Here is an 18430-nt window from a genome sequence, read left to right on the forward strand (position 1 = left end):
GGCCCCACACCGCCGCCCCGTTTCTCCCAGGGACATCACCGTGTACCGATTCATCGTGCGGCGACTCGCTTCGGGTGTCGTCCTCATCGCGATTCTGACCACACTCACCTTCTTCCTCCTCTATCTCTCAGGCGGAGACATCGCCCGTCGCATCGTCGGAGAGGGGGCCACCGAGGAAGCCGTCCAGGCGAAGGCGCACGAACTCGGCCTGGACCGGTCGGTCTGGTCCCAGTTCACCGACTGGCTCTCCCACGCGGTCAGCGGCGACCTCGGCTCGTCCTGGTTCAACGGCCAGCCTGTCTCGGACGCGATCTCCAGCCGGCTGTCGGTGACGCTGTCGCTGGTGATCGGCGCGACGCTGCTCACCGCCGTGCTCGCCACCGTGCTCGGTGTCGTCGCCGCTACCCGCGGTGGCTGGGTGGACCGGGTGGTGCAGTTCCTCGGAGTGCTGGGGCACGCCATCCCGAACTTCCTGATCGCGATCGGCCTGGTGTCCCTCCTCGCCGTTCAGTGGCACTGGTTCGACGCGACCGGGTACACCGAGTTCGCCGACTCGCCGTCCCGGTGGTTGTCCTCCATCACCCTGCCCGTGCTCGCACTGGTCACCGGCGCTGTTTCCAGCGTCGCGCAGCAGGTCCGCGGCGCGGTCATCGACGCGCTGCGGCAGGACTACGTCCGTACGTTGCGCAGCCGCGGCCTCTCCGAGACGCGCGTGATCTACCGGCACGTGCTGCGCAACGCGGCCGGTCCGGCGCTGTCCTACCTCGGTGTGCAGTTCGTCGGCCTGATCGGCGGAGCGGTGATCATCGAGCAGATCTTCGCCATCCCCGGTCTCGGCCAGGTCGCCGTCGGGGCCACCAGCCAGGGTGACATTCCTCTGGTGATGGGTCTGGTCATGGTCACCGCGGTGATCGTCGTAGTCCTCAATCTCCTGGTCGACCTGGCTCAGGGTTGGCTCAATCCGAAGGTGCGTCACGCATGAGCGAGTCACTGTCCGCCTCCCTGGAGACCCCGGCGACGGCCGCCGCACCGAAGGGCCTGTTCCGGCGCCTGCTGAAGAATCCGCTCGGCGCCGCTTCGCTCGGTGTGCTGACCTTGATCGTCCTGACGGCGCTGCTGGCGCCGGTGCTCGCCCCGCACGACCCGGACGCCGCCTCGGCGAACGACATCCTGGCCTCCCCGAGTTCGAACTTCCTCCTCGGTGCGGACGGCTCCGGACACGACATCCTCTCCCGGCTGCTGTACGCCTCCCGGGTGAGCCTGGCCGGTGCCGCGCTCGCCCTGGCCGTCGCAGCAGCCCTGGGCGTCACCGCCGGCCTGGTCTCCGGCTACTACGGCCGGTGGTTCGAGACGGCGTCCACCTGGGTCACCAACCTGCTGATGGCCCTGCCCGGCGTGGTCGCGCTGCTCGCCGTCCGCGCCGCCGTCGGACCCTCTCTCTGGACCACGATGGCGATCTTCGGCGTGCTGTTGTCGCCCGCGTTCTATCGCGTGGTCTACACCGCGGTGTCCGGGGTGCGCAACGAGTTGTACGTCGACGCGGCGCGCGTCTCCGGGCTGCGGGACCCGCGGATCATCTCGCGACACATCCTCATCGTGGTCCGCGCCCCGGCGATCATCCTCGCGGCCAGCATCGGAAGCGTCGCGATCGCCATCCAGTCCGGCATCACCTTCCTGGGCCTGGGCGACCCCTCGGTCCCCACCTGGGGCGGGATGCTGAACGACGCGTTCGCCAACATGTACACCGCTCCGCTGCAACTGACCTGGCCGAGCCTCGCGATCGGGCTGACCGCCATCTCCCTGACCCTGCTGTCGAACGCCCTGCGGGACGAGTTGGAGCGCAGCAGCCGGCCGAAGCGGCGGCGCGGACGCCGCGACGCCGGCACCGCGACGGTCCGTCACGAGCCGGTGCTGGTGCACGAGGACACCGAGGACACCGAGGACGCCCCGAGTGGCGAGATCCTGCTCGACGTCCAGGGACTGACGGTCAGTTACGACCAGGCCGACGGCTCGGCCAAGACCGTGGTCGAGGACGTGTCCCTGACCGTGCGCCGCGGCGAGGTCCACGGCCTGATCGGAGAGTCCGGGTCGGGCAAGACCCAGACCGCGTTCGCGATCATGCGCCTGATGCCGCCGGGCGGCCAGGTCGCCGGATCGATCCTGTTCGAAGGCGCGGACCTGGCGCGGCTGTCGGCCAAGGAGATGACCAGGCTACGCGGCAAGAAGATCGCCTACATCCCGCAGGAGCCGATGAGCAACATCGATCCGTCGTTCTCCATCGGCAGCCAGCTGGTCGAGCCGATGCGCGTCCAGCTCGGCCTGAGCAAGGCCGAGGCGCGCGACCGGGCGCTGCGGCTGCTGGCCCGAGTGGGGATCCCGGACCCCGAGCGGACCTTCAACGCCTACCCGCACGAGGTCTCCGGCGGCATGGCCCAACGCGTCCTCATCGCCGGAGCCGTCTCCTGCGATCCGGACCTGCTGATCGCCGACGAACCCACCACCGCGCTCGACGTCACCGTCCAGGCCGAGGTGCTCGACCTGCTGCGCGACCTGCAGTCCGATCTGAACATGGGCGTCATCCTCGTCACGCACAACTTCGGCGTGGTGGCCGACCTGTGCGACCGCGTGTCGGTCATGCGCGGTGGACGGATCGTCGAAACCGGCGCCGTGCAGTCGATCTTCGACGACCCACGCCATTCCTACACCCAGTCGCTGTTCGAGGCGATTCTCGACGACAGCCGGCCCCGCGGCCCGCTGGAGACCGACGTCACCGCCGCCGCGTCAACGCAAGGAGCCTCATCATGAGTGAGCGGCTGCTGGAGGTCGACGACGTCGTCGTCGACTACCCGGTCAAGGGACTGCGCAAGAAGCCGTTCCGGGCCCTGAACGGCGTCTCCCTGGACATCCGGCCCGGCGAAACCGTCGGGCTGGTCGGTGAATCCGGCTCCGGAAAGACCACGCTCGGCCGGGCGGTGCTGGGCCTGGCGCCGGTCACCGGCGGGGCGATCCGGTACAACGGCCGGGACATCAGCGGGCTGTCGCGATCCGAGCGGCGGAAGCTGGCCGCCGAGATCCAGGTCGTGTTCCAGGATCCGTACACCTCGCTGAACCCGTCGCTGACGATCGAGCAGATTCTCGTCGAGCCGCTGACCGCCCAGGACGTCGCGAAGTCGGACGCCACGCGGCGGGTTCGGGAACTCCTCGACCAGGTGCACCTGCCCTCGGACGCCGGGGGACGTCTGCCGCGGGAGTTCTCGGGCGGCCAGCGGCAGCGCATCGCCATCGCCCGTGCGCTGGCCCTGTCGCCGCAGCTGATCGTGTGCGACGAGCCGGTGTCGGCGCTGGACCTGTCGACCCAGGCACGCGTACTGCGCCTGTTCGAGGAAATCCAGAACCGCACCGGCGTCGCCTATCTGTTCGTCTCGCACGACCTCGCTGTCGTACGCCACCTCAGCCACCGGGTCGCGGTCATGTACCGCGGCGAAATCGTCGAATGGGGCGACGGCGACCAGGTCACCGCCCGTCCCCAGCATCCCTACACCCAGAAGCTGTTCCTGGCGGCGCCGGTTCCGGACCCGGCGGCTCAGCGACGGCGTCGTGCCGAACGCACCCGGCTGCTCGCCGACGGCGCCTGAGGCGTACCGGCGTCCCGGGACACGTCAGGCTCACCGCGTTCTCGATGCACAGAAACCGATGCACTGAAACCGATGCACTGAAACCGATGCACTGAAACCGATGCACAGAAACTGATGCACAGAAACCGATGGACAGAAACGAGTAAACGAACATATGGCCGACACTGCTCCGCCCCCCACCGAGTCCTCGCTGAGGCAAGCCCTCGCCGCGCTGACCCTGGAGGAGAAGGTCCAACTGCTGACCGGCCGTGACTTCTGGAACACCTGGTCGATGGAGAAGATCGGGCTGCGCCGCATCCGTGTCTCCGACGGCCCTTCGGGGGTCCGCGGCAACGACTGGGACGAGCGTGACCCGTCACTCAACCTGCCGTCGGCGACCGCGCTGTCGTCCTCGTGGGATGTGGCCCTCGCCCGCCGCTACGGCGCCGCGGTCGCTGTCGAGGCCCGCCGCAAGGACGTCGACGCGGTGCTCGGGCCGACGATCAACCTGCACCGCTCGCCGCTGGGCGGCCGGCACTTCGAGGGCTTCAGCGAGGACCCGGTACTGACCGCCGATCTGGCGGCGGCGTACGTCTCGGGGGTGCAGGAGAACGGGGTGGGCGCGACGGCGAAGCACTACGTCGCCAACGACTTCGAGACCGAGCGGCTCACCGCGAACGTGCGGGTTTCGGACCGGGCGCTGCGGGAGCTGTACCTGCTGGCGTTCGAGAAGGCGGTCACCGAGGCGCGCGCCTGGCTGGTGATGAGCTCCTACAACTCGGTCAACGGCGTCACCGTCACCGAGAACGAGCTTCTTGAGACGCCGCTCAACAGCGAGTGGGGCTTCGACGGCGTGGTCGTCGGCGACTGGACGGCGGTGCGCAGCCTGCGGAGCGCGAAGGCTTCCCAGGATCTCGTGATGCCGGGGCCCGACGGCCCATGGGGGAAAGCGCTGATACAGGCGGTCCGCGAGGGGGACATCGACGAAAGCGTGGTCGACCGGAAGGTCCTGCGGATACTCCAGCTGGCCCGGCGGGTGGGTGCGCTCGAAGGTTCCGAGGCCATGGCGCCGGTCCTCGTCGAGGACGGCCCGGCGTTCACCCGGGAGACCGCCGCCGAGGGCACGGTGCTGCTGGCGAACCGCGGCGAGCTGCCCTGGGACGCCGCCGCCCTGCGCTCGGTCGCGGTCATCGGCGACAACGCCGCGAACGCCCGGACCCAGGGCGGCGGCAGCGCCACCGTGATGCCGCCCTACACCGTCTCCCCGCTGGCCGGGCTGCGCGCCGCGCTCCCCGGCACCGCGATCACCTACGCGGTCGGCGCCGCCGTACACACCGGGCTGGCCGAACTGCCGCTGGAGCAGCTGACCAACCCGGTGACCGGCGAGGCCGGTGTGCGCGTGCGGTTCCTCGGCGAGGACGGGTCGGAGCTGTTCGGCGAGAACCGGCTCAAGACGGCGCCGCTGGTGTGGATGGGCGGGAACGCCCCGATACGGGAGTCCGCCACGGTCGAGCTGACCACCCGCTATACGCCCACCGAGAGCCGTGACGTCCGGGTCGGGTTCGCGATGACCGGCCACGGCCGGGTGTGGGTCGACGGCGAACTGGTCGTCGACGAGACCGTGAAGCCGGTCGGCGACGACCTCGGCGCCGCGTTCCTCGCCCCGCCGTCGGTGACCGCGCCGATCACGCTCACCGCCGGGCGCCCGGTCGACCTGCGCTTCGAGGCCGACCTGCGCAAGTACGGGGAGATGTTCCTCGGCGGGCTGGCGTTCCAGTTCGGCACCGAGCCCGGCGAGGCCGACGGCGACGCGCTCATCGCCGAGGCCGTCCGGGCCGCCCGGGAAGCCGACGTCGCCCTGGTGGTCGTCGGCACCAACTCGGTGGTCGAGTCCGAGGGCTACGACCGCACGTCGCTCGCGCTGCCCGGCCGGCAGGACGAACTGGTGCGCGCCGTCGCCGCGGCCAACCCGCGCACCGTCGTGGTGGTCAACGCCGGCTCCCCGGTGCTGCTGCCGTGGCGGGACGAGGTCGCGGCCGTGCTCGTCGGCTACTTCGGCGGCCAGGAGTTCGGCAACGCCCTCGCCGACGTACTGCTCGGTCTCGTGGAGCCGGGTGGCCGGCTGCCCACCACCTGGCCCGCCTCCGAGGCCGACATCCCGGTCCTGTCCACCACGCCGGTCGACGGCGTTTTGGAGTACGCCGAGGGCATCCACATCGGCTACCGCGCCTGGCTGCGGCAGCAGGCGGAGACCGGAACCGAGCCGGCGTACTGGTTCGGCCACGGCCTCGGCTACGCCGACATCGCCCTCACCGGCGTCGACGGCCCCCACCACGCGGCCCCCGGCGAGGCGGTGACCCTCGGGGTCGAGGTCGCCAACCGCGGCGGGCGCGACGGCAAGCAGGTCGTCCAGGTGTACGCCGAGCGCGACGGCTCCGCGGTCGACCGGCCGGTGCGCTGGCTGGTCGGCTTCGCCACCGTCCGCGTCCCGGCCGGCGGCACGACGCGGGTCGAGGTCGCGGTCCCGACGCGGATGCTGGCCTACTGGGCGGACGGCTGGCAGTACGAGCCCGGGGAGTACCGGTTCCGGGTCGGCACCAGCGCCGTAGAACTGCCCCTTGAGACGACCGTGGCCTTGGTATGAGCCGCCGGACCGCCGTCACCCACGGCGCCATCGAGCTGTATGCCCACGGAGAGGGAAAGGACCTCCCTTGAAAGCCATCATCCTGATGTTCGACAGCCTGAACCGGCACATGCTGTCGCCCTACGCGCAGGACACCTTCGTCGACGCGCCCAACTTCGCCCGGCTCGCCGAGAAGGCCGTCACGTTCGAGAACTTCTACGCCGGGTCGATGCCCTGCATGCCCGCCCGGCGGGAGATGCACACCGGGCGGTACAACTTCCTGCACCGCAGCTGGGGCCCGCTGGAGCCGTTCGACGACTCGATGCCGCAGATCCTGCGTGACGCCGGCATCCACACCCATCTCGCCTCCGACCACCCGCACTACTGGGAGGACGGCGGCGCGACCTACCACACCCGGTACTCGACGTGGGAGTGCTTCCGCGGGCAGGAGGGCGACCCGTGGAAGGGCGTCGTCCCCGCCGAGCCGCCCCAGGGCCAGCGGCAGAAGATGTTGCGTCAGGACGAGATCAACCGGCGGTACATGGCGACCGAGGCGGAGCACTCGCAGACGCTGACCGTGGACGCCGGCCTGCACTTCATCGACACCAACGCGCAGGCCGACCGATGGCTGGCGCAGATCGAACTGTTCGACCCGCACGAGCCGTTCTTCAGCACCGACGACTACCGGAAGAAGTACGACCACGACTACGACGGTCCGCAGTTCGACTGGCCGCCCTACGCCAAGACCGTGGAGTCGCACGACACGGTCGACCACGCCCGCTACGAGTACGCGGCGCTGGTGTCGATGTGCGACCACTCGCTGGGGCGTGTCCTGGACGCGATGGACCGGCACGATCTGTGGCGGGACACGCTGCTGATCGTGAACACCGACCACGGGTTCCTGCTCGGAGAACACGGCTGGTGGGCCAAGGGAGTCATGCCCTGGTTCAACGAACTGGTGCACCTGCCCATGTTCCTGTGGGACCCGCGTACCGCCGGGCAGGGCATCCGGCGTGGGGCGCTCGCCCAGACGATCGACATCGCGCCGACGGTGCTGAGCTTCTTCGGTCTGGAACCGACCGCGGACATGCAGGGCCGCGACCTCGCCGCCGTCCTGGCCGAAGACCGGCAGATCCGGGAAGCGGCGCTGTTCGGCGCCCACGGCGGTCATGTCAACGTGACCGACGGGCGATACGTGTACATGCGCGCCGCGGCGGACCCGGGCAACAGTCCGCTGGAGGAGTACACCCTCATGCCGACCCACATGCGGGCACGGTTCGGGGTGAACGAACTCACCGACTGGCAGCCGGCCGACGCGATGTCCTTCACCAAGGGCGTCCGCACCATGCGCATGCCGGCCACCGGGATGGCGAAGATGTCCAACCCCTGGCTGCACGGCACGCTGCTGTTCGACCTTGAGACCGATCCCGGGCAGGAGAATCCCCTCGTCGACGACGAGGTCGAGCTGCGCATGCTGCGACTGCTGAAGCAGCTGATGCACGACACCGACGCGCCGGCCAGCCAGTTCGAACGGCTCGGCATCCCGTACGACACCGACGTCACGCCGCGGAACCTGCTCGTGGCGGCCCAGCGCGAGCAGGCCGACGCGACCGCCGAACCGCTGCCGGACCTGGCCGGGCTCCCTGGGGCCGACCTGGTCACGATGCCCGTCCTGGAGCTTGTGCAGACACCCGCGCGCACGGTGGTGGAACGGCACGTGCCGGCCGTCCTGCACACCGAACTCGTCGCGCTGATGCCGCAGATCTCGCTGTACCACCTGGCCCGGTCCGGCCATGTCAGCGCCGCCCAGCTCAAGGCCATCGCCGACGATCTCGCCGCGACGGAGGTGAAGCTCTGAGGCCGCGAAGGAGAACTCCGAGATGACGCACGCGCCCCGGCCGAACATCCTCTGGTTGATGAGCGAGGACTGCTCACCGCACGGGGAGGCCTACGGCGATCCCCTGGCGCGCACGCCCACCATCAACCGGCTGGCGCGGGAAGGGGTGCTGTTCGAGCAGGCGTTCTGCACCTCACCGGTGTGTGCTCCGTCCCGGTTCAGCCTGATCTCCGGAGTCCATGCCGCCAGTTGCGGCCCGGCGCACCAGATGCGTGCCCTCGCGCACTTCCCGGACGGCCTGGACACCTACGCCGGGCTGATGCGCGAGGCGGGCTACCACTGCACCAACAACGCCAAGACCGACTACAACAGCGACCTCGACAAGAACGCGATCTGGGACGACTCAGGCCCCTCGGCCCACTGGCGGCACCGACCCGAAGGGGCGCCGTTCCTGGCGGTGTTCAACCCGAACGACACCCACGAGTCCGCGCTGTTCGCGGAAGAGATCAGCTACGTGTCACCGGATGAGGTCCGGGTGCCCGCCTACCTTCCGGACACGCCGGAGATCCGTGCCGACATCGCCCGCTACTACACGGCCATCGAGAAGGTCGACACCGTCTTCGCCCACCTCCTCGCCGAGGTCGAGCAGGCCGGCTTGCTGGAGGACACGATCCTCCTCTACTCCTCCGACCACGGCGGTGTCGGCCCCCGCTCGAAGCGATTCTGTTACGACGACGGACTGAGGGTGCCGCTGATCGTCCGGCTGCCGCAACGGTATGCGCACCTGTCGCCCTGGCACGCCGGCGAGCGGGTCGGCACCGCGGTGAGCCACATCGACATCGCACCGACGCTGCTGGCGCTGGGCGGAGTGCCGATTCCGGGCACCATGCAGGGCAGGCCGCTGTTCGGCCCGCAGGCCGCGGCCCCGGGCGGGGTCGCCTTCGGCGGGCGCAACCGGATGGGGGAGCGGTACGACTTCGTCCGGACCGTCCGCGACAGCCGCTACCGGTACATCCGCAACTACTCCCCGCACCGACCCCACGGCCAGCACGTCGCGTACATGTGGCTCGCCCAGGGCTACCAGGCATGGGAGACCGCGCACCGGGCCGGGACCCTCTCCGAGGCGTCCGAGCGGTTCTGGCAGGAGAAACCCGCCGAGGAGTTCTACGACACCGTCACCGACCCCGACGAGGTCCACAACCTCATCGGCGCCCCCGAGCACGCCGAGCGGATCGAGCACCTGAGCAGCCTGCTGGACCGGCACATGCTCGACATCAACGACAACGGCTTCATCCCCGAGGGCTCGCCGATCGAGGGCTACGACAACAGCCGTGTCCCCGGTGCCTATCCCCTCCACGAGGTGATGGAACTGGCGGGCAGGGCCATCCAGCGCGCCCCGGGCAGCCTCGGCCTCTTCATCGACGCCCTCGGCCACGACAACGAGGTGCTTCGCTACTGGGGAGCCCAAGGCCTGCTCATGCTCGGCCCCGACAGCGCGCCCGCCGGGCATGCCCTGGACACGGCACTGCGCGACGCGTCCCCGCAGGTGCGCATCGCGGCGGCGGAGGCCCACGCCAAGACCCGAAACCCCGAGGAAGCCGTCGGCGTCCTCGCGGGGATACTGGCCGGGGACCACGCCAGGCCGGTCAAGCTGCAGGCGCTCAACGCGCTCACCTTCCTGGGCGCCGCGGCGGCCGACGCCACCGAGGAGATCGCGGAATTCACGGAGGCCGCCGACCCGAACCTCCGGTCGGCGTCCAGATACCTTCTGCTGCGGCTGCGCGACGAGTACACACCGGGCACCACGATCTTCGACCTGACACACATGACGGCCCATCCACCGGCGTCGGTCTTCTAGGGCTCGGGTAACGTTTTGCCGTAAGGCAGGTTCCTGCCCGGCACCGGAGCTCCCGGACCTCCTTTGGAGGATCGCCTGATCGCGGGGGCGTCTCATTGTGTCTTCGCGGGAGTGACCTGCGCCTTTTCGCGTGAAAATGTGGGTCTATGCGTTTCCTTGAGGCCAGCACAGGTCGGTATGTGGAGTCATCCCCGGTCCCCTACGACCTGACGTACGACGACGTGTTCATGGTGCCGAGCCGCAGCGCGGTCGGCTCGCGGCAGGGGGTGGACCTCAGCTCCCCGGACGGCACGGGCACGACGATCCCGCTGGTCGTCGCCAACATGACCGCGATCGCGGGGCGCCGTATGGCCGAGACGACGGCCCGGCGCGGCGGCATGGTGGTCATCCCGCAGGACATCCCGATCGATGTGGTCACCGAGGTCGTCTCCTGGGTCAAGAGCCGCCATCTCGTCCTCGACACCCCGATCGTGCTGGCGCCGCACCAGACCGTCGCCGACGCGCTGGCCCTGCTGCCGAAGCGGGCGCACAACGCCGGTGTCGTCGTGGACGCCGAGCAGCGCCCCATCGGCGTGGTCACGGACGCCGACCTGTCCGGCGTGGACCGCTTCACGCAGCTGGAGGTCGTCATGTCCAGGGACCTGCTGCTGCTCGACGCCGACATGGACCCGCGCGAGGCCTTCAACACCCTCGACCACCACAACCGGCGGTACGCCCCCGCGGTCGACGGCGACGGCCGCCTCGCCGGCATCCTCACCCGCAAGGGCGCCCTGCGCGCCACGCTCTACACGCCGGCCGTCGACGCGCAGGGCAGGCTGCGGATCGCCGCCGCCGTCGGGATCAACGGCGATGTCGCGGGCAAGGCCAAGCAGCTGCTCGACGCGGGCGTCGACACGCTCGTCATCGACACGGCGCACGGCCACCAGGAGTCGATGATCACGGCGATCAGGCTGGTCCGCGCCCTCGACCCGCAGGTCCCGGTCGTCGCGGGCAACATCGTCTCCGCGGACGGCGTGAAGGATCTCGTCGAGGCCGGCGCCGACATCATCAAGGTCGGTGTCGGACCGGGTGCGATGTGCACCACCCGCATGATGACCGGCGTCGGCCGGCCGCAGTTCTCGGCGGTCCTGGAGTGCGCGGCCGAGGCGAAGAAGTACGGCAAGCACGTCTGGGCCGACGGCGGTGTCCGGCACCCCCGCGATGTCGCCATGGCGCTGGCCGCCGGCGCGTCCAACGTGATGGTCGGCTCCTGGTTCGCCGGCACGTACGAGTCGCCGGGCGACCTCCAGCAGGACTCCAGTGGCCGCCTCTACAAGGAGTCGTTCGGCATGGCGTCCGCGCGTGCCGTGGCCAACCGTACGTCCGACGAGTCGGCCTTCGACCGGGCTCGCAAGGCGCTGTTCGAGGAGGGCATCTCCACCTCCCGCATGTTCCTCGACCCGGCCCGCCCGGGGGTCGAGGACCTGATCGACTCGATCATCGCGGGCGTCCGCTCGTCCTGCACGTACGCCGGCGCGGGCTCCCTTGAGGAGTTCGCCGAGAAGGCGGTCGTCGGCATCCAGAGCGCGGCGGGCTATGCGGAGGGCAAGCCGCTGCACGCCAGCTGGAACTGACGCCTCAACGCCTTTGCGCACGGCCCGCGTTGACCGCCCGCAACACCAGAAGCGAAGTGAACCACCCGCAGTGCTGAACGATCTCGACGAACGTATCGTGCACGCCCTCGCCGAGGACGCCCGCCGCTCCTACGCGGACATCGGGCAGCTGGTCGGCCTGTCCGCGCCCGCCGTCAAGCGGCGCGTGGACCGGCTGCGCGCCACCGGAGCCATCACCGGCTTCACCGTACGGGTGGACCCCGCGGCGCTTGGCTGGGAGACCGAGGGGTTCGTCGAGATCTACTGCCGGCACAACACCTCGCCGGAGACCATCCGGCGGGGCCTGGAGCGCTATCAGGAGGTCGTCGCCGCGTCCACCGTCACCGGTGACGCGGACGCGGTCGTCCAGGTCTTCGCCTCCGACATGCGCCACTTCGAGCGGGTGCTGGAGCGGATCGCGGGCGAGCCGTTCGTGGAGCGCACGAAGTCGGTGCTGGTGCTGTCGCCGCTGCTGCGCCGCTTCTCGTCGGGATCGCCCACATGAACCGCACCCCCCGCGGAACGCTTACCATCGGTGTCATGACATGGCGACATTGATCCGCACCAGAGCCCGGCGTCCGGCGACTGACCGCCACCCTGTACGGCTACTCGTTCCTGGACGAGTTCGTCCTGCTCTACCCGGTGTACGCGCTGCTGTTCAGCGACACCGGCCTGTCGGTCTGGCAGATCGCCTCCCTCTTCGCCCTGTGGTCGATCACCGGCGTGCTGCTGGAGGTCCCTTCCGGTGCCTGGGCCGACGCCGTCTCCCGCCGACTGCTGCTGTGGCTCGGCCCGCTGCTGACCGCCGCCGGTTTCGCGCTGTGGGTGATCGTCCCGTCGTACTGGGCCTTCGCGGCCGGCTTCGCCCTGTGGGGCGCCGGCGGAGCGCTCGGCTCCGGTGCGCTGGAGGCTCTGGTGTACGACGAGCTGGACGGGCTCGGCGCGGCCGGCCGGTATGCCCGGGTGATGGGCCGGGCGCGGGCGGCCGGGCTGATCGGCGTGATGGCGGCGATGGGACTCGCCGGGCCGGTGTTCGCGTGGGGCGGCTACCCGGCGGTGGGGACGGCGAGTGTCCTGGCCTGCCTGCTCGCCGCGGCGACCGCGAGCCGGTTCCCTGAGCACCGGGCGCCCGCGGAGGACGGCGGCAACTGGGCCGCGACCCTGCGGGCCGGGGTCGCCGAAGCACGCGCCGACCGGTCGGTGGTCGGCGCGTTGCTGCTGGTGCCTGCCGTCACCGCGGTGTGGAGCGCGCTCGACGAGTTCACGGCGCTCCTGGTGCGGGACTTCGGGGTGCCGGACGAGCGGGTTCCGTATCTGCTGCTGCTGATCTGGGCGGGCGCCACGGCCGGGAGCCTGCTGGCCGGCCCCGCCGAACGCCTCGGCACGGCAGGGCTCGCGGGACTCCTCGCGGGCGCCGCGCTCGCCCTCGCCGTCGGTGCCACGGCGCCGTCCATGGCCGGGATCGGCCTCGTGGCGCTCGCCTTCGGCGGCTTCCAGCTGGCGACCGTGCTCGCCGACGCCCGGCTCCAGGAACGTATCGACGACAGCCGCCGGGCCACCCTGACCTCGCTCGCCGGTCTCGGCACCGAGCTGGCCACGGTCGCCACGTACGGCGCGTACGCGACGATCGGCGCGACGGCCGCGCACAGCACCGCTTTCGCCCTGTCCGCGGTGCCCTATCTGGTGACCGCGGCCCTGCTGGCGGCCGGGAGAACGGCGACGCGGTGAGGCGGGTCGCAGGTACCCGCTTGCTGTCGATGGGTGACTGGAGCTTCGCCATGGGGTCGGTCACCGGCGAACTGCGCGCCCCTGCCCGCGTCGAGGGGCCGTACGACGACTTCGGCACCCCGTCGGCATGGCCCCGGGGCAGAACCGACCCGGAACCGCTGCGGGTCGTCGTGGCGCGACTGCGGGAGATCAAATGCCCCGGCACCGTGGACGCCGCCGGTGTTCCGTGGACGCGCGCAACGAATCGGCGCCGGAGCCGGAACAGACGCAACGATCCGCTCACCGGCGCGCAACGGCTTCTCCTTGTCCGCCCGAGCAGGCCGCCCGTACCGTCTACGTGGCCCCCACGACCGCCCTTCCGTCCCGGTGAGGATCACGCATGCGCACCGCCCTGCTCCAGAGCTCCGGCCGCCCCGGCTCCGTCGCCGAGAACCTCAAGGTCCTCGACGAGGCGGCGGGCCGGGCGGCGGTCGCGGGTGCCGGACTGCTGGTCGCGCCGGAGATGTTCCTGACCGGGTACGCCATCGGCGACGACATCGCCCGCCTCGCCGGACACGCCGACGGCGAGGGGGCCGACGCCGTCGCCGAGACCGCGACGCGGCACGGCCTCGCGATCGCCTACGGCTATCCCGAGCGCTCCGGCGAGACCGTGTTCAACTCCGTCCAGCTGATCTCCGCCGACGGCACCCGTCTCGCGAACTACCGCAAGACCCACCTCTTCGGCTGCTTCGAGCGCGACCACTTCACCCCGGGCGAGCAGCCGGTCGTCCAGGCCGAGCTGAACGGCCTCCGCGTCGGCTTCCTGATCTGCTACGACGTCGAGTTCCCGGAGAACGTGCGCGCCCACGCCGTCGCCGGCACCGACCTCCTCCTGGTGCCGACCGCGCAGATGCACCCGTTCCAGTTCGTCGCCGAGTCCGTCGTCCCGGTGCGGGCCTTCGAGAACCAGATGTACGTCGCGTACGTCAACCGGGTCGGCGGAGAAGGCGAGTTCGAGTTCGTCGGGCTCTCCACGCTGGCCGGACCCGACGGGATCGCCCGCACCCGGGCCGGCCGCGGCGAGGAGCTGCTCCTCGCGGACGTCGACCCGGCCTTCCTCGCCGCCTCCCGCGAGGCCAACCCGTATCTCCGGGACCGCCGCCCCGGCCTCTACGGCTCCCTGGTCTGAAATCCCCCCTTCTTCCCCCCTCTCCGCCCCTCTCCCCCCGTTCTCCCTTCGATCTCCACCCTCATCTTCGCCCTGAAAGGAGTCCGTACCCCATGACGTCCACGGTGCCCAACGCCGTCCAGCACGCCGACGCGCAGCAGCCGCCGATCACCATGTTCGGTCCGGACTTCCCGTACGCCTACGACGACTTCCTCGCCCACCCGGCGGGCCTCGGCCAGATACCCGCGACCGAACACGGCACCGAGGTCGCGGTCATCGGCGGCGGGCTCTCCGGCATCGTGGCCGCCTACGAGCTGATGAAGATGGGCCTCAAGCCCGTCGTCTACGAGGCCGACCGGATCGGCGGCCGGCTGCGGACCGTCGGCTTCGAGGGCTGCGACCCGTCCCTCACCGCCGAGATGGGCGCGATGCGGTTCCCGCCGTCCTCCACGGCGCTCCAGCACTACATCGACCTCGTGGGTCTTCAGACCCGGCCCTTCCCCAACCCCCTTGCGGAGGCGACCCCGTCGACCGTCGTCGACCTCAAGGGCGAGTCGCACTACGCCGAGACGCCCGACGACCTGCCGCAGGTCTACCGGGATGTCGCCGACGCCTGGAACAGGTGTCTGGAGGACGGCGCCGACTTCTCCGCCATGAACCGGGCCCTGCGCGAGCGCGATGTGCCGCGCATCCGGGAGATCTGGGCGAAGCTCGTCGAGCGGCTCGACAATCAGACCTTCTACGGCTTCCTCTGCGACTCCGAGGCCTTCAGCTCCTTCCGGCACCGCGAGATCTTCGGCCAGGTCGGCTTCGGCACCGGCGGCTGGGACACCGACTTCCCCAACTCGATCCTGGAGATCCTGCGCGTCGTCTACACCGAGGCCGACGACCACCACCGCGGCATCGTGGGCGGCTCGCAGCAGCTCCCGCTGCGGCTGTGGGAGCGCGAGCCGGCGAAGATCGTGCACTGGGCGTACGGCACCTCGCTGAAGTCCCTGCACGACAACGGCGAGCCGCGCCCCGCCGTGACCCGTCTGCACCGCACCGCCGGCGACCACATCACCGTCACCGACGCGAACGGCGACATCCGCACCTTCAGGGCGGCCGTCTTCACCGCGCAGTCCTGGATGCTGCTCTCCAAGATCGCCTGCGACGACTCGCTCTTCCCGATCGACCACTGGACGGCGATCGAGCGCACCCACTACATGGAGAGTTCCAAGCTCTTCGTGCCCGTCGACCGGCCCTTCTGGCTCGACAAGGCCGTCGACGACAGGGGAGATCCGACCGGCCGGGACGTCATGTCGATGACCCTCACCGACCGTATGACGCGCGGGACTTACCTCCTCGACGACGGCCCCGACCGGCCCGCGGTGATCTGTCTGTCGTACACCTGGTGCGACGACAGCCTGAAGTGGCTGCCGCTGTCCGCGAACGAGCGGATGGAGGTCATGCTGAAGTCGCTCGGCGAGATCTATCCGAAGGTGGACATCCGGGGGCACGTCATCGGCAGTCCGGTGACGGTGTCCTGGGAGAACGAGCCCTACTTCATGGGCGCGTTCAAGGCCAACCTGCCCGGCCACTACCGCTACCAGCGGCGCCTGTTCACGCACTTCATGCAGGACCGGCTGCCCGAGGACAAGCGCGGCATCTTCCTCGCCGGCGACGACATCTCCTGGACGGCGGGCTGGGCCGAGGGCGCGATCCAGACCGCGCTGAACGCGGTGTGGGGCGTCATGCACCACTTCGGCGGGGCGACCGACGCGACCAACCCCGGCCCGGGCGACGTGTACGACGAGATCGCGCCGGTGGAGCTGCCGGAGGACTGACCCGGATCAGCCCGGCAGCGGGGTGAGCAGCATCCGCCCCGCGAACCCCACCACCGCGTCCAGACGCTCGGTGAACTCCTCGGCGACATCGGGGAGTTCACGCAGAGCCCACAGCGCGCGGGCCGTCGACCAGGTGGCGTCCCGGGCCCGCTCCAGGCTCCACGAGCCCAGCAGATGGGTGAGCGGGTCGGCGATCTGGAGGAGATCGGGGCCCGGCATCAGATCTTCGCGGATGCGCTCCTCCAGCGAGACGAGGAGATCACCCACGCGGTCGAACTCGTCCTCCAGCTCGGCGGGTTCGCAGCCGAGCGTACGGCAGGCGTCCACGACGGCGAGCGCCAGATCGTGGCCGATGTGCGCATTGATGCCCGCCAGCGCGAACTGCAGTGGACGTACCCCGGGATGGCGGCGGTACTGGAACAGGGGCCGCCAGCAGGCCGGCGGGCGCCGCTCGCCGGCGACCGCGTCCACCGCTGCCAAGTACCGCTCCGCGAACCGCACATCCAGCGTGATCGCGGCCCGGGCATCGGCGAACCGGCCCTCGTCGATACGCCGGTCGACGGCCTCCGTGACGGTGAGGTAGACGCGGTTGAACACGGCGAGCCCGTCCCGCTCGGGCAGGGCCGCGTCGAGAGCGCGCATACGGGAGACGACCGTGTCGACGGGTGTGGTGATCTGTTCCGATTGCGCCATGCAGGCAGGGTCCCAGTCCTAGGCTGGCCGGGGTACCGGCGGGCCCGCGGCTTCCCCGGAATGGGGTAACGCGTCCGTCGCGCAGGGGGAGAACAGCAGGGGAAGAACGGGGGGAGCCGGACCGTGTCAGGCTTACGTGCCCGCCGCCTGGCCGCACGCAGGGCCGAGCGCAGAAGCGCCGCCCGGCGCGGCGCCATGGTCGCGGTGGCCTCCGTCGTGGTCGCCGTCGCCACGGTGACCGGCACGTTGTCCGCGCTCGACGACGGACGCGGCTCCGACGAGGCCAGGCCCGAGGTGACCAGTTCGCCACGTCTGGAACCGCTGCCCGCGGTTCCGTCGGCGTCTCCGTCGACAAAGGCGTCCACCTCCCCGGCCCCTTCCTCTTCCCGCTCTTCTCCCTCGTCTCCTCCGAAGAAGCGGGAGGCAGCGAGCGCGACCCCCTCGCCCACGAGGACGGAGCCGAGGCAGCCGACCGCGACCGTGCCCACGCGGCTCTACCGTCACCCCGAGTCCCAGGTGCTCGACTGGGTCCGCGCCCACCCCGGCGACCCGCGTCACGCGGTCATCGAGTCCCGTATCGCCGATCATCCGGCGGCGGTGTGGTTCGCCGACTACACGCCGGCCACCATCACCGCCCGGGTCCGCGCGGTCACCTCCGGCGGCACGGCGCAGGGCCGGGTGCCGGTGGTCGTGCCCTACGCCATCCCGGACCGCGACTGCGGCGGGGCCTCCCAGGGCGGTGCGCCCGACCTCGGGGCGTACGACGCCTGGATCGACGCCTTCGCGGCGGGGCTGGGCTCCGGTGACGTCATCGTGATCCTGGAGCCGGACTCGATCGCCCAGTCCGGCTGCCTCTCGGCCGGTGCCCGCGCCGACCGCTTCGCCTCCCTGGCCCGCGCCGGCCGCGCCCTCAAGGCCGCGAACCCCAAGGCACGGGTCTACTTCGACGCGGGCCACTCCGGCTGGAACCCGGCGGCCAAGCAGGCGGCACTGCTGAAGCAGGCGGGCGCCGCCTCGGCCGTCTCGTCCGACGGCATCTTCAGCAACGTCTCCAACTTCCACCGCACGGACGACGAGACCGCCTACGACCGACTGGTCCTCGACGCCCTCGGCGGGCCCGCAGCCTCGCTCGGCGCCGTCATCGACACCAGCCGCAACGGCAACGGCGCCCCGGCCGACGGCCAGTGGTGCGACCCGGCCGGCCGCAAGCTCGGGCGGACGCCGACCCTGAACACGGGGGAGCCAGGGATCGACGGATACCTGTGGGTGAAGCTCCCGGGTGAGTCCGACGGCTGCAAGGGCGCACCCGGCACGTTCACCCCGTCGTACGCCTACGACTTGGCACGCTGAGCCTTCGGCGGCGTGCTCTCCGACGTGCCCACCCACCTGGCCGGCAGCCGCAGTCGTACCGGGGGAGGCACCCGGTCACGCCGGGCTGCGCCATACCCCGCCCCCGCCCCGGTCGCCCACCGA

Annotated in this window: 13 protein-coding genes; 12 read left to right on the forward strand and 1 reads right to left on the reverse strand. The window is 70.7% G+C overall.

Annotated elements, in window-relative coordinates; translation table 11 throughout:
- The first annotated feature begins 40 nt into the window (after positions 1-40).
- The 11 genes from GFH49_RS04570 to GFH49_RS04620 all read left to right on the forward strand — a co-directional run bounded on the left by GFH49_RS04570 (position 41) and on the right by GFH49_RS04620 (position 16264).
- On the forward strand, positions 41-982 hold the full coding sequence (locus GFH49_RS04570) for an ABC transporter permease (RefSeq protein ID WP_155054444.1): 942 nt from the start codon (positions 41-43) through the stop codon (positions 980-982).
- Positions 979-2805 carry a dipeptide/oligopeptide/nickel ABC transporter permease/ATP-binding protein gene (locus GFH49_RS04575; protein ID WP_155054445.1) on the forward strand — a complete coding sequence of 609 codons (1827 nt, stop codon included), beginning with the start codon at positions 979-981 and terminating at the stop codon, positions 2803-2805. The genes GFH49_RS04570 and GFH49_RS04575 overlap by 4 nt, the downstream gene beginning before the upstream one ends.
- On the forward strand, positions 2802-3635 hold the full coding sequence (locus tag GFH49_RS04580; RefSeq protein ID WP_155054446.1) for an ATP-binding cassette domain-containing protein: 834 nt from the start codon (positions 2802-2804) through the stop codon (positions 3633-3635). The genes GFH49_RS04575 and GFH49_RS04580 overlap by 4 nt, the downstream gene beginning before the upstream one ends.
- 154 nt (positions 3636-3789) lie before the next feature.
- Positions 3790-6258: a glycoside hydrolase family 3 protein gene (locus tag GFH49_RS04585; RefSeq protein WP_155054447.1), complete on the forward strand. Its 2469-nt coding sequence runs from the start codon at positions 3790-3792 to the stop codon at positions 6256-6258.
- Between the two features lie 67 nt (positions 6259-6325).
- The gene (locus GFH49_RS04590) at positions 6326-8095 is read left to right on the forward strand and encodes a sulfatase (protein ID WP_155054448.1); all 1770 of its coding nucleotides are present in this window, start codon (positions 6326-6328) and stop codon (positions 8093-8095) included.
- 22 nt (positions 8096-8117) lie between these two features.
- Positions 8118-9932 carry a sulfatase-like hydrolase/transferase gene (locus GFH49_RS04595; RefSeq protein ID WP_155054449.1) on the forward strand — a complete coding sequence of 605 codons (1815 nt, stop codon included), beginning with the start codon at positions 8118-8120 and terminating at the stop codon, positions 9930-9932.
- A gap of 146 nt (positions 9933-10078) precedes the next feature.
- On the forward strand, positions 10079-11545 hold the full coding sequence (locus GFH49_RS04600; protein WP_155054450.1) for a GuaB1 family IMP dehydrogenase-related protein: 1467 nt from the start codon (positions 10079-10081) through the stop codon (positions 11543-11545).
- Positions 11546-11615: 70 nt separating this feature from the next.
- A complete protein-coding gene (locus GFH49_RS04605) occupies positions 11616-12068 on the forward strand; it encodes an Lrp/AsnC family transcriptional regulator (protein ID WP_155054451.1) in 453 nt (150 codons plus the stop codon).
- Positions 12069-12148: 80 nt separating this feature from the next.
- Positions 12149-13291, forward strand: a complete 1143-nt coding sequence (locus tag GFH49_RS04610; RefSeq protein ID WP_155054452.1) for an MFS transporter — start codon at positions 12149-12151, stop codon at positions 13289-13291.
- Between the two features lie 379 nt (positions 13292-13670).
- Positions 13671-14459, forward strand: a complete 789-nt coding sequence (locus GFH49_RS04615; protein ID WP_155054453.1) for a carbon-nitrogen hydrolase family protein — start codon at positions 13671-13673, stop codon at positions 14457-14459.
- A 92-nt stretch (positions 14460-14551) separates the two neighbouring features.
- The gene (locus GFH49_RS04620; protein ID WP_155054454.1) at positions 14552-16264 is read left to right on the forward strand and encodes a flavin monoamine oxidase family protein; all 1713 of its coding nucleotides are present in this window, start codon (positions 14552-14554) and stop codon (positions 16262-16264) included.
- A gap of 6 nt (positions 16265-16270) precedes the next feature.
- Here GFH49_RS04620 and GFH49_RS04625 read toward each other — a convergent pair whose 3' ends face one another.
- A complete protein-coding gene (locus GFH49_RS04625; protein ID WP_155054455.1) occupies positions 16271-16957 on the reverse strand; it encodes a DUF5995 family protein in 687 nt (228 codons plus the stop codon).
- A 195-nt stretch (positions 16958-17152) separates the two neighbouring features.
- On the opposite strand from GFH49_RS04625, the gene GFH49_RS04630 reads away from it, so the two are divergent.
- The gene (locus GFH49_RS04630) at positions 17153-18307 is read left to right on the forward strand and encodes a glycoside hydrolase family 6 protein (RefSeq protein WP_155054603.1); all 1155 of its coding nucleotides are present in this window, start codon (positions 17153-17155) and stop codon (positions 18305-18307) included.
- Positions 18308-18430 lie beyond the last annotated feature (123 nt).

The sequence above is a fragment of the Streptomyces blattellae genome, assembly GCF_009709555.1.
GTDB classification, from domain to species: Bacteria; Actinomycetota; Actinomycetes; order Streptomycetales; family Streptomycetaceae; genus Streptomyces; species Streptomyces blattellae.

What these genes read in the sequence shown, in the direction of transcription:
- GFH49_RS04575 (WP_155054445.1), top strand. Translation starts at nt 979, where the DNA reads ATGAGCGAGTCACTGTCCGCCTCCCTGGAGACCCCGGCGACGGCCGCC.
- GFH49_RS04580 (WP_155054446.1), top strand. Translation starts at nt 2,802, where the DNA reads ATGAGTGAGCGGCTGCTGGAGGTCGACGACGTCGTCGTCGACTACCCG.
- GFH49_RS04585 (WP_155054447.1), top strand. Translation starts at nt 3,790, where the DNA reads ATGGCCGACACTGCTCCGCCCCCCACCGAGTCCTCGCTGAGGCAAGCC.
- GFH49_RS04595 (WP_155054449.1), top strand. Translation starts at nt 8,118, where the DNA reads ATGACGCACGCGCCCCGGCCGAACATCCTCTGGTTGATGAGCGAGGAC.
- GFH49_RS04600 (WP_155054450.1), top strand. Translation starts at nt 10,079, where the DNA reads ATGCGTTTCCTTGAGGCCAGCACAGGTCGGTATGTGGAGTCATCCCCG.
- GFH49_RS04615 (WP_155054453.1), top strand. Translation starts at nt 13,671, where the DNA reads ATGCGCACCGCCCTGCTCCAGAGCTCCGGCCGCCCCGGCTCCGTCGCC.
- GFH49_RS04620 (WP_155054454.1), top strand. Translation starts at nt 14,552, where the DNA reads ATGACGTCCACGGTGCCCAACGCCGTCCAGCACGCCGACGCGCAGCAG.
- GFH49_RS04625 (WP_155054455.1), bottom strand. Translation starts at nt 16,957, where the DNA reads ATGGCGCAATCGGAACAGATCACCACACCCGTCGACACGGTCGTCTCC.
- GFH49_RS04630 (WP_155054603.1), top strand. Translation starts at nt 17,153, where the DNA reads ATGGTCGCGGTGGCCTCCGTCGTGGTCGCCGTCGCCACGGTGACCGGC.